The organism is Streptomyces sp. NPDC127084, assembly GCF_042724175.1.
GTDB lineage: Bacteria > Actinomycetota > Actinomycetes > Streptomycetales > Streptomycetaceae > Streptomyces.
Map to the genome: position 1 here is coordinate 23,353 of NZ_JBHXFA010000078.1, position 10,849 is coordinate 34,201.

The 10,849-nt window shown below is 71.9% G+C and carries 9 protein-coding genes; 3 read left to right on the plus strand and 6 right to left on the minus strand.

From position 1 onward, the window contains the following. Positions 1-321 precede the first annotated feature (321 nt). The 6 genes from ACFWI9_RS19275 to ACFWI9_RS19300 all read right to left on the minus strand — a co-directional run bounded on the left by ACFWI9_RS19275 (position 322) and on the right by ACFWI9_RS19300 (position 5,772). Positions 322-1,527, minus strand: a complete 1,206-nt coding sequence (locus ACFWI9_RS19275; protein WP_387163514.1) for a cytochrome P450 — start codon at positions 1,525-1,527, stop codon at positions 322-324. A gap of 26 nt (positions 1,528-1,553) precedes the next feature. After that, positions 1,554-2,840, minus strand: a complete 1,287-nt coding sequence (locus ACFWI9_RS19280) for a cytochrome P450 (protein ID WP_387163501.1) — start codon at positions 2,838-2,840, stop codon at positions 1,554-1,556. Then, complete coding sequence (locus ACFWI9_RS19285) at positions 2,837-3,379, minus strand: ATP/GTP-binding protein (RefSeq protein ID WP_387163502.1); 543 nt, start codon at positions 3,377-3,379, stop codon at positions 2,837-2,839. Before ACFWI9_RS19285 ends, ACFWI9_RS19280 begins: the two co-directional genes overlap by 4 nt. 193 nt (positions 3,380-3,572) lie before the next feature. Next, positions 3,573-3,941, minus strand: coding sequence for a DUF742 domain-containing protein (locus tag ACFWI9_RS19290; protein ID WP_387163503.1), 369 nt, complete (start codon positions 3,939-3,941; stop codon positions 3,573-3,575). Further along, the gene (locus ACFWI9_RS19295; protein WP_387163504.1) at positions 3,938-4,393 is read right to left on the minus strand and encodes a roadblock/LC7 domain-containing protein; all 456 of its coding nucleotides are present in this window, start codon (positions 4,391-4,393) and stop codon (positions 3,938-3,940) included. The genes ACFWI9_RS19290 and ACFWI9_RS19295 overlap by 4 nt, the downstream gene beginning before the upstream one ends. Continuing rightward, positions 4,390-5,772: an ATP-binding protein gene (locus tag ACFWI9_RS19300; RefSeq protein WP_387163505.1), complete on the minus strand. Its 1,383-nt coding sequence runs from the start codon at positions 5,770-5,772 to the stop codon at positions 4,390-4,392. The genes ACFWI9_RS19295 and ACFWI9_RS19300 overlap by 4 nt, the downstream gene beginning before the upstream one ends. Positions 5,773-6,419: 647 nt before the next feature. Here ACFWI9_RS19300 and ACFWI9_RS19305 point away from each other — a divergent pair. The 3 genes from ACFWI9_RS19305 to ACFWI9_RS19315 all read left to right on the plus strand — a co-directional run bounded on the left by ACFWI9_RS19305 (position 6,420) and on the right by ACFWI9_RS19315 (position 10,612). Next, a complete protein-coding gene (locus ACFWI9_RS19305) occupies positions 6,420-6,782 on the plus strand; it encodes a DUF952 domain-containing protein (RefSeq protein ID WP_387163507.1) in 363 nt (120 codons plus the stop codon). A 94-nt stretch (positions 6,783-6,876) separates the two neighbouring features. Then, on the plus strand, positions 6,877-7,743 hold the full coding sequence (locus tag ACFWI9_RS19310) for a YhjD/YihY/BrkB family envelope integrity protein (protein ID WP_387163508.1): 867 nt from the start codon (positions 6,877-6,879) through the stop codon (positions 7,741-7,743). A 73-nt stretch (positions 7,744-7,816) separates the two neighbouring features. After that, entirely contained in the window at positions 7,817-10,612 is a 2,796-nt protein-coding gene (locus ACFWI9_RS19315; protein ID WP_387163509.1) for a SpoIIE family protein phosphatase, read from the plus strand. Positions 10,613-10,849 lie beyond the last annotated feature (237 nt).

A 10,849-nucleotide genomic window follows, 5' to 3' on the forward strand; every position in this document is an offset into this window, starting at 1 on the left:
CCACCACCTCCGGCGTTCCCACAACCACAAGGGATTCAGCTGGTCCCCGTCGAGCCCCCTGCATTCCACCGTTCTCCACGACCTCAGGTACAGCGCCCGGGGCTTCGCCGACGCGACACGGGAGTCCAGGAGGCCCCGACCCGTTGCGATCCGCCGCATGGTGAGCGTCTACTCGTGGCCTCGGTGTCAGCGGGACAGCTCCGTCGCCGACGGTGCCGGCGTCGCGCCCTGGGCCGATGATCCCCGCAGTCGCGAGGGTGGGGCCGGGGACTGGCGCGGTGGCTGACGCACCGTTTCCAGCCCCCTGCCGGGGCCGCTGCCTCAGTCGCCCAGCCGTACGGGCAGTTCGTGCACGCTGTTGCCGACGAAGCTGGCGTCTCGCGTCAGCTCCGGCTCCGGCAGAGCCAGGTCAAGGCCGGGGAAGCGGGTGAACAGCCGCTCCAGGGCGATGGTGGCCTCCATCCGCGCCAGCGGGGCACCCAGGCAGTAGTGCGGGCCGTGGCCCAGGGAGAGGTGACGGGCCTCCGATTGGCGGGTGACGTCGAAGCGGTCGGCGTCGGCGCCATGGGCCGCCTTGTCGCGGCCTGCGGCCGAGTAGCCGGCCAGTACGGGGGTGCCCTTGGGAATGACGGTGCCGCCGACGGTGAGGTCCCTCGTCGGGTAGCGGAAGGGGAAGTAGCTCACCGGGCTGTCCCAGCGCAGGGTCTCCTCCACCACGTCGGCCCAGCTCGCCTTGCCGTCCTGGACGAGGGTCAGCTGGTCGCGGTGGGCGCACAGGGCGCGGACCGCGTTGGTGATCAGGTTCAGCGTGGTCTCGTGCCCGGCGATGATCATCAGCAGCAGGGTGCCGATCAGCTCGTGCTCGCTGAGCCGGTCGCCGTCCTCCTCCCGGGCCGCGATCAGCGCGCTGGTGAGGTCGTCGCCCGGGTCCGCCATCCGCGCGGTGGCGACGGCGGTGAGCACGGAGACCAGTTCGCGGTTGGCGGCGATGGCCTCCTCGGGGCTGATGTCCGTGGAGACGATCTGGTTCGACAGGTGGTGCAGCCGCTCGTGGTGCTCCGCGTCCACGCCGAGCAGTTCGCAGATGACCCCCATGGGCAGCGGCATGGCGAAATGCCGCCGCAGATCGGCCACACCGTCCCCTTCGGCCGCGGCGGACCGCAGGCCGTCCAGCAGGATCGTGGTGACGGTCTCGATCCGTGGCCTCAGCGCTTCCACCCGGCGCGCGGTGAAGGCCTTGCTCACCAGCACCCGCAGCCGCCGGTGGTCGGCGCCGTCGGCCGTGGTCATGCCCTGGACGGTCGCGAAGGTCTTCAGCGGCCAGCCGTCGGGGATCCGGCCTTCCCGGAGCTCGGTGAAGTGCTCCGCGCCCTTGGCGACATCGGGGTGCGCCAGGAACTCCTTCAGCGCGTCATGTCCGAGTACCGCCATGCCCTCGATGTCCCCGGGCAGGACGACCGGGGTGACGGCGCCCTGGGCGAGCAAACGGGCGTTGTCCGCGTGCGGGCAGCCACCGGTCGGGTCCATCCGGTGCGGGGGCATGGATGAGGTGTTCAACGGAAGTCTCCTGTCTGTGGTGCCATCGGCTGCGGCGCGGTGCTCTCGGCCACAGGTGCGAGGGGCAGCTGAGGGTCGGTGAAACGGACCGGGAGCGCAGCGAGGCCCTTGGTCCAGGGCGAGGAGATCCAGGCCAGCTCGGTTTCCGGGACGGCCAGTTCCAGGTCGGGCAAGCGGTGCCGGATGGTGTCCACGGCGGTCCGGGTGATCAGCCGGGCCGGGTCCTGGGCCGGGCAGCTGTGCGGACCGGCACCGAAGGCGAGGTGGGAGCGGTTTCCGGCGATCGGGCCGCCGTTCGGCGGCAGTACGGCCGGGTCGTTGTTGGCCGCGGCGAGTCCGAGTACGAGCATGTCGCCCGCCCTGATGAGCTGCCCGCCGAACTCGATGTCCCGGGTGGCGTAGCGCGCGGGGAAGTTCTGTGTAGGCGGGAAGCGCCACAGCACCAGGTCGAGTGCGTCGTCCACGCTGAGGTGGCCGCCCGAGAGCGAGGAGCGGAAGGCCGGGTCGCACAGCAGGATGCGCAGAGTCGTGGCGATCCAGTTCACAGTGGTCTGGTTGCCCGCGACGAACATCACCACGAGGTTGTGCAGCACTTCCGCGTCGGTGAGCCCCGCCGGGTGGTGAAGCAGTGCCGACGTGATGTCCTGGCCGGGGCTGCGTCGTTTCTCCTCGATGACCGTGCGCAGGATGGTGGCGAGCCGCCGGTTGGCGCCGGTCGAGTAGGCGTCACCGGCGGCCACCCCGGCGATGGCCTGCACGAAACGCCGGCCCGTGGGCTCGTCCAGCCCCAGCAGGCCGGTGATGGCCTGCATGGGCAGCAGGCGGGCGTAGTGCGGTACGAGGTCGGCCCCCCGGCGGGCGGCGAATGAGGCGATGAGCTGTTCTGCCGCAGTACGGACGCTGCGGCGCAGTTCGTGTCCGTTGATCCCGGCGAGCGCGTCGGAGACCGCGGCGCGCATCCGGCGGTGCTGCTGCCCGTCCGCGTACAGCAGCGCGGGACGCCAGCCGACCATGGGAAGGATCGGGGAGTCGGACGGCACCCGGCCCTCACGCAGCGGGGTCCAGTGGCGCGGGTCGTGTGAGAAGTCCTGCTCCTCACGGGTGAGTCGGAGCAGCTCGCGGTGTCCGAGCACCAGCCACGCCTCGATGCCGGGTGCGACGGTCACGGGAGCCACGGGGCCGTGCCGCTCGCGGAGCGTCTCGTACAGGACGGGCATGGCGTCGCCGTCGAGGTGCTGTCCATGCAGCGCCGTGGCGGGGCAGCGTCCGGGCCACGAAGTCATACGCACTCCGTCACGTCGATGAGGTGCCGCAGGAGCGCGATCAGCGCGCGGATGGATGAGGCGGTGTCACGGGCGTCGCAGTAGACCAGCGGTGTGTCGGGGAGCAGGTCCAGCGCGGCGCGGAGCTCGTCGGCGGTATGCCGGGGGCTGCCGGGGAAGTCGTTGACCGCGACGGCGAACGGCAGCCCGAGGTCCTCGAGGTTGCCCAGTGCGTCGAAGGAGGCTGCCAGGTCACGGGCGTCGACGAGCGCGAGCGCGCCGAGCGCTCCTTTGGCCAGGTCGCGCCAGGCGGGCAGGAACCGGGGCTGGCCGGGAGTGCCGAAGAGGTACAGCACCAGTTCGCCGTCGATGGTGATCCGGCCGAAGTCCAGGGCGACGGTGGTGGTGGTCTTGGACTGCTCCGCGGTGGTGTCGACGCGGGCCCCGGCGCGGGTCATCACGGCCTCGGTGGAGAGCGGTTCGATCTCCGAGACGGTCCCGATCAGGGTGGTCTTGCCGACGCCGAGCGGGCCGACGACGAGGATCTTGGCCGCGCCCACGACTCCGGAGGTGAGGTACTTGCCCGGGGCTGGGGGTGTCGAAGGCGTGAGGGGTGTCCCAGGGGCTGGGGGTGTCCCAGGGGCTGAGGGTGTCCCCTGGGCGTGGGGTGTCTGCGGCGCGGTCGGTGCCGCGAGCGGCGTACCCGGCGCCACTGGGGGCGGCCCTGGCGGTCGCGGTGTCCTGTCCGTTGCCTCAAAGGCGGCTTTCGAGGCCATGTAGGACCTTTCTCAGCATGGTGACATCGGCTCGTTCGGCGGTGGGGATCGGAGGGCGGATCACGATCAGCCCCCACGTGAGGAGATCGGTGAGCAGCACCTGGACCACCGACGACGGCTGGCCGAGATGGGCGGCCACCTCGGCGACCGACAGCAGGCCCTGGCATTGCGCCAGGATGCTCACGTGCTCGGGCTGTAGGGCTGAGGGGTAGGCCGCTTCCGTGGCCATCACCAGGGTTTCCCAGGCGAGCGGCTCCCCGCCCGTGCCCGACCGGCCACCGGTGATCACGTACGGTCTTACCGCCGAGGTGGTCCTACCCTCCGTGCCCTCGGTGTGGTCCGTCATGACGACGGGTTCAGCGGAGTCACCGGGTCCCTCGGCGGGGTGCTCAGGTGCGCGCCGATCTGTGCCACGAGCAGCTGCATCTGCTGGGCGACCAGGCCGATGTCGGCACTCGTGTCGGTGGCCACACCAAGGTGCGCGCCCGCTCCGGCCTGGGTGAACAGCACGAATCCGTGGTCGGACTCCAGCATGAGCTGGCGCACCCTGGCGGCGCCGCCGAACAGCAGCCCAGCGGTGGACCGTCCGGTCATGGTCATCGCGGCGCCGGCGGCGGAGAGCGACTCGGCCTCCGCGACGCTGAGTTCGGCCACCGGTCCCGTCAGGTTGCGGGCGGAGGCATGGCCGAGCCGCAGCCCGTCCTCCGAGACCACGACGGCGTGCCGGACGCCCGGGATCTCCGTCAGCGGTCGCAGCATCCAGCCCAGGTCGGGCAGCTTGGTGATGGTTCCGGTCACGGCCGGCCTCCCTCGTGGTCGGGTCCTTCGGGCGTCCTGCTGTTCTCCGCCTCCGAGCGTCCGCGCCGTGTTCCGGAGAGCACATCGGCGATCGAGGCGCGGGCGTCCTCCGGGGTCCACGGGCGGTCGGCGGGCGTGGCGGGCGCCGGGTCCGCGGTGGGCGCCGGATGGCCGGAGGACGCCGGGTACGCCGCGGTCGTGAAGGCGGTCGCGCCTTCCAGTGGTGTCCCCGCGTCCTGGTGTACGCCCGCCTGCCATGCGCCTCGGCGGCTGCGGCGCCTCGGCAGGCCGCCACCGGCCGCGAGCTCGGCCGAAGCTCCGACGGCGGCACCCGTGTCCGTGCGCGGGTACGCCGCTGCCGTGCCGGAGCGCGCGGCAGCGGTGGACCGGGGCGGCGGGTCGGTGAGCAGCCGGTGCGGTACGAAGGTGACGGCACGGGTGCCTCCGTACGCGGACGCCCCGGTCAGCTCCACCTGGAAGCCGAGCTCCCGGGTCCAGCGGCCGACGCAGGCGAGCCCGAGCCGGGGCACCGCACCGAGCCGTGTCAGGTCCAGGTCGTCGCGCAGCCGTGCGGTGGCCTGGTGGAGTACGTCGGGGGGCATGCCGAGGCCGGCGTCATCGATCGCGACCACGGCACCGGCGCCGACCTCGCTGATGGTGACGACAACCTGGCTGCTGGACGGCGAGAACACGGTGGCGTTCTCCAGCAGTTCGGCGATCGCGTGCATCAGGCCCTCGACGGCGGTCGGCACCACATGGAGCATCTGCCCGCCGTGGATCTCGACCCGGCCGAACTCCACGATGCGCGACTGGGCGCCCCGTACGCAGTCGTAGAGGGACACCGGGCGGGTCTCCCGGCGGGCGGGCCAGACACCGCACATGACCAGCAGGGTCTGGGCCTTGCGGGTCATCTGGGCGGCGGCGTGGTCGGCCTGCATCACCTCGGCCATCAAAGCGGCGTCCTCGATGGAGCGTTCGACGCGGTCGAGTACCTGCTGCTGCACCGTGGCCATGGCGTGGACGGAGCGTGCGACGGACTCGAAGGCCGTCTGTACGGAGTCCCGCAGGGCTCGCTCCCCGCGCACGGCCTCATCGGAGCCGAGCGCGGCGACGACGGATTCCAGGGCCCGGGCGAAGTCCTCCCCCGTGTCGGGCCCCGGGCTCAGCGGACCGGGTATGCCTTCGGGCCGTTGCCCCCGGCTGAGCCGCTCGGCCACGGCGGGTGCGCGTACCGCGGCGAGATGCTCGACCTCGGCGCCGCGGGCCGCCGCCAGCCGGCGGGCGCGCCCGAGCGCACGCCGCAGGGCGAGCGCCCAGATCAGGAGTAGCACGGAGGCGGCCACGGCACAGCCGCCCGCGATGCTCAGCAGGGTAACCATGATGTGACGACTCGGTGGACCGCGACCACGGAGTACGAGCCCCTTCCCAACCACGTCGGACAGACAGCAAGCCTCCCAGGCGATCGGGAGCAGTCAGATCTTACGATCAACCGGGCACGTCCAAACGCCAGTTGGACAACAACCTTCCGGTCACGATCGGCAGACTGACCGGTCGGCCTCGTTCAGCACGCCGATCAGCCGGGTGACCGTCGCGGTCATCGCGCCCCCTCCGCGGTCGGACAGGCACGCGAGTCCACCGCGTCGGGCATGGGCCGCAGAAACGCGCGGGCGGAACGGTCCGGTCCGGGCCGTGGCGGTACTCCATTGCCGGGTGCGCCTGCGCCCTCTGGCCGGGGGCTCCCCGGACCATGAGCGCCGCCTCGCGCGCCGGCCCACGCTCCGTCCAGAGTGATCGCGGCCTCGGCACTCATCCTGGCGCGGGCGCATACCGGTGGTGACCCGCTGCGCCGCCGACGACGAGAGCACGGCCGCTTTCGGGGAGGCGACGGAAGCCGGGGGTGAAGGGTCATCCGGCCTGACCGGCACGGAGCCGACAGGGTCCCGCCACCGGTACGGCGTCCAGGCATCGCTCGTGACCGAGACCGGCCGACAGGCGACACGCGGGAAGGCTTGGCTATAACTGGGTGATGATCATCCATGTGGTACCGCTCGACGACTGGCTCGCCATTCCCGAACGCCCGTACGCGCCCGCATCCTTCGCCGCGGAGGGCTTCATCCACTGCTCACCCGACGAACCGACAGCCCTGGCGATCGCCGACGCCTACTACCGCGAGGCTCCCGGACCGCTGATGGCACTGCTGATCGACGAGGACCGGCTGCGTTCCCCCGTACGACGCGAGCCCGCGGGCTCATCCCCGCCCCCGGGCGTCTCCCCGGACACCCAGTTCCCGCATGTGTACGGCCCGATCGACCGTGAGGCCGTACAGGGCCTGCTGGAGATCCGGCGCGACGCCCAGGGGCGAGCGTTCGAGTTCGCCCCCTGGGCCTGACGGCGGCCCTGAGGCCGCACGGTCCTGGGCCTGGGTTCACCCGTTCGGCGGGTACCGGGACTGGTCGCCTCCTCATAACGGGTAGCCACGCCACATGCCCTTCAGATTCGGGGCGCCGGACGACGGCGACCCGGCGCACCACGGCCACTGGTTCGCACGCCTGCACCGGCGTGTGCAGAGCTCGGTGGTGGGGCTGGCCTGGAGCCGCGGCCGTGAGATGGAGCTGATGCACCGGGCCATGGGCTTCGCCGCGCTGAGCTTCCTGACCCTGGTTCCGCTGCTGGTCGTGGTCGCGGCGGCGGACCTGCCGAGCGGCCAGGGGTTCGCGCGGTGGCTGGTCCAGGGCCTGGGCGTGGCGGAGGTGTCGCAGGAAGAGGTGGAGCAGTTGTTCGGCCGCCCCGGGCAAGCGCTCCAACGGACGACGGCGCTGGGTCTCGGCGCGCTGGCCGCGTTCGGAGTGACCTTCGGTTCGGCCGTTCAGACCGGGTACGAACGGGCGTGGGACCTTCCCACGGCACGCTGGCACACGATGTGGCGCCACGTCGTCTGGGTCGGCGTGCTGATCGTGGCGCTGCTGGTGTTCGTCACCACCCCGACCCCGGCGAACGCGTCCGCGCTGGAGACGGTCGGCGTCGCGACCGGGGACGTGGTCGGCGCGTTCTTCTTCTTCTGGTGGTCGCAGTGGCTGCTGCTGTGCGGCCGGATCCGCTGGCAGGCCCTCGCCCCTGGGGCGGCGGCCACCGCGGTGGGACTGCTCGGGCTGCGGTTCTTCTCGCAGCTGGTGTTCTCACCGCTGATCGCCGCGAACGCCGTGACCTACGGCCCGTTCGGAACCGTGCTGGTGCTGCAGTCCTGGCTCGTGGGAGTGGGATTCGTGGTCTACGGCGGGGCGCTGGTCGGGCGGCTCTTCCACGAGGCGCAGGTCCGGCGGCGTATCGAAGCCGCTCTCGGCCAACGCTGACCTGACCCGACCGGCCGCACCCGGTGGCCCGCGCGGTCGCCCCGAGGGGCGGCCCAGTGCTAGAAATGTGAACATGATCGGACGATCCCGCCGGTCCCACCTGCCTGCGGCGCAGCCGCCCAGCCGACCGCAGCAGCGCGATCAGCAGCAGCATGAGCGCCCGGCAGGACGATGGGGACGTCCGGGAACCCTGCTCGGCGTGCACAGCCTGGCTGCCCAGGTATTCCTGCTCCAGGCCATCGTGGTGATCCTGCTCGTCGTCGCGGGCACGGCCGCGCTCGTCCTCCAGGCACGCTACGACAGCCGTGAGGACGCCGAGAACCGCTCACTCGGCGCGGCGGTGAGCTTCGCGCACGGGCCGGGTACCGCGGCGGCGCTGAAGTCACCCAATCCCACCGCGCTCCTCCAGCCCGACGCCCTCCGGGCGCAGCGCGCGGCGGGGGTCGACTTCATCTCGGTGCTCAGCCCCGAGGGCATCCGCTACACGGACCCGGTACCCGCGCTGATCGGCACCCGTGCCGAAGGGGATGTCTCACGCGCGGCCGAAGGCGAGTCGTTCACCGAGACGTTCGTGGGCCACCCGCGCGACGCGGTCCGGTCGGTCGTCCCGGTCACCGACGCCAAGGGCGAAGTGGTCGGGATGGTCAGCGCCGGCATACAGGTGGCCAATGTCGCCGACCTGCTGGACCGCCAGCTCCCCGTGATGCTGGCGTCAGCGGCCTGCGCGCTCGCTCTGGCCACCGGCGGTGCGGCACTGGTGAGCCGGCGCCTGCGACGGCAGACGCACGGCCTCGATCCGGCCGAGATGACCCGAATGTACGAGCACCACGACGCGGTGCTGCACGCGGTGCGCGAGGGCGTGCTGATCGTCGGCGGCGACGGGCGGCTGGTGCTGGCCAACGACGAGGCGCGCCGACTGCTCGATCTGCCCCCGGACGCTGACCGCCGGGCCGTGTCCCAGCTCAATCTGGGCGCCGGGATGACACAGCTGCTCGTGTCCGGCGAAGAGGTCTCCGACACGGTCTTCCTGTCCGGCGACCGGCTGCTCGCCGTCAACACCCGGCCCACCGCTCCGTACGGTGGCGTGCCGGGAGTGGTCGCCAGCCTGCGCGACACCACCGAGCTGCGAGCCCTGTCGGGGCGTGCGGAGATCGCCAGGGAACGCCTGACGCTGCTGTACGAGGCGGGGGTCCGGATCGGCACCACGCTGAACGTGCAGCACACGGCGGAGGAGCTCGCCGAGGTCGCCGTGCCCCGGTTCGCCGACTTCACGACGGTGGAACTGCTCGACCACGTGCTGAGCGGGGACGAGCCGGCGGCGACGGCCACCGAGATGCGACGCACCGCGCTGTTCGGCATCCGGAGCGACCCGCCGCTCCAGCCCGTGGGCGACCTGATCCGGTTCGTCATCCCGACGACCCCGATGGCCCTGGCCCTGGACAGCGGTCAGGCCGTGCTGTCCCCGGATCTGACCGAGCTGGAGAACTGGCGGGCGCAGGATCCGGAAGGGGCGCGCCAGGCGCTGGACTACGGGATCCGCTCGCTCATCACGGTCCCCCTCCAGGCGCGCGGTGTGGTGCTCGGGATGGCCAACTTCTGGCGGACCGGGGACCAGCCGCCCTACGACGAGGATGACGCCTCGTTCGCCGAGGAGCTCGCCGCGCGGGCGGCGGTGGCGATCGACAACGCCCGGCGGTTCACCCGGGAGCACGCGATGGCCGTGACGCTCCAGCGCAGCCTGCTGCCGCGCGATCTGCCGCAGCAGGACGCCCTGGAGGTGGCCTGGCGCTATCAGCCCGCCCAGGCCGGGGTGGGCGGTGACTGGTTCGACGTCATTCCGCTGCCGGGTCTGCGGGTGGCCCTGGTCGTCGGTGACGTGGTCGGGCACGGGATGTACGCCGCGGCCACGATGGGGCGGCTCCGTACCGCCGTTCTCAACTTCTCCTCCCTCGACCTGCCGCCCGCCGATCTGCTGGCGCACCTCGATGACCTGGTGATCCGGATCGACGCCGACCAGCGGGCGGAGGACGACCAGGACCGCGGCCCGGTGACCGGCGCCACCTGCCTGTACGCCGTATACGACTCGGTCACCGGACGCTGCACGCTGGCGCACGCCGGGCATCTGCCACCGGCCGTGGTCGATCCCGCTCACGGCGTGGTGACGTATCCGGAGCTCCCGGTGGCGCCGCCGCTCGGAGTGGGCGGGCATCCGTTCGAGGAGGCTGAGATCGAGCTGCCGGAGGGCAGCCGGATCGTGCTGTTCACGGACGGTCTGGTGGAGGACCGCCGCCGGGACATCGACGAGGGTCTCGAGCTCCTGCGCCACGCCATAGCCGCACCGGGCCTGTCTCCGGAGGAGACCTGCCTGGCGGTGACCGAGGCGATGCCGCGTACTCCGTCGAGCGACGACATCGCCCTGCTCGTGGCCCGCACCCACCGCCTGCCCGCCGACCGTGTCGCGGCCTGGGACGTGCCGCTCGATGTCGCGGAGGTATCCCGGGCACGCGCGTCGGCCGCACGCAAGCTGGCTGAATGGGACCTCGCGGACGCGTCGTTCGTCGCCGAACTGGTCCTCAGCGAACTGCTCACCAACGCTATCCGCTACGGCACGGACCCCGTGCAGGCGCGGCTGCTCTACGGGAACACGCTGATCTGCGAGGTGTCCGACGGCAGCAGCACATCCCCGCATCTGCGCCGGGCAGCCGCCACCGACGAGGGCGGACGCGGGCTGTTCCTCGTCGCCCAGTACTCACTGCGCTGGGGAACGCGCTATGCGGCGGGGGGAAAGATCATCTGGGCGGAGATGGCCCTCGGTGGGGAACTGCCCGAGGAGACGATGGTGGTACTGGACGACGAGCTCGTCTGGTGAAAGTCCGGGCGCGTGGCTTCACCGGACCCGGTGGGGCTGGGCTGCGGGCTGGAAGACCAGCACTCAGGGCAGGCGACCTCCCTGCCATGTCGCCATGACGATCTCTGGCCAGTGACAGCCGCTCATACGTGTCCTGCATGACGAGTCCCGACGTGACCTGCGGGATCCGGCTCGCCCGCGCCCTGTTCGTCGAAACCGCCCCCGGCCCGAAGGGAGGCCGCCCAGACCCTTCGGGTC

Excerpts from the sequence above, each read along its gene's own strand:
- ACFWI9_RS19300 (WP_387163505.1), bottom strand. The coding sequence starts at position 5,772 with ATGGTTACCCTGCTGAGCATCGCGGGCGGCTGTGCCGTGGCCGCCTCC.
- ACFWI9_RS19315 (WP_387163509.1), top strand. The coding sequence starts at position 7,817 with ATGATCGGACGATCCCGCCGGTCCCACCTGCCTGCGGCGCAGCCGCCC.
- ACFWI9_RS19290 (WP_387163503.1), bottom strand. The coding sequence starts at position 3,941 with ATGACGGACCACACCGAGGGCACGGAGGGTAGGACCACCTCGGCGGTA.
- ACFWI9_RS19280 (WP_387163501.1), bottom strand. The coding sequence starts at position 2,840 with ATGACTTCGTGGCCCGGACGCTGCCCCGCCACGGCGCTGCATGGACAG.
- ACFWI9_RS19305 (WP_387163507.1), top strand. The coding sequence starts at position 6,420 with ATGATCATCCATGTGGTACCGCTCGACGACTGGCTCGCCATTCCCGAA.
- ACFWI9_RS19275 (WP_387163514.1), bottom strand. The coding sequence starts at position 1,527 with ATGGACCCGACCGGTGGCTGCCCGCACGCGGACAACGCCCGTTTGCTC.
- ACFWI9_RS19310 (WP_387163508.1), top strand. The coding sequence starts at position 6,877 with ATGCCCTTCAGATTCGGGGCGCCGGACGACGGCGACCCGGCGCACCAC.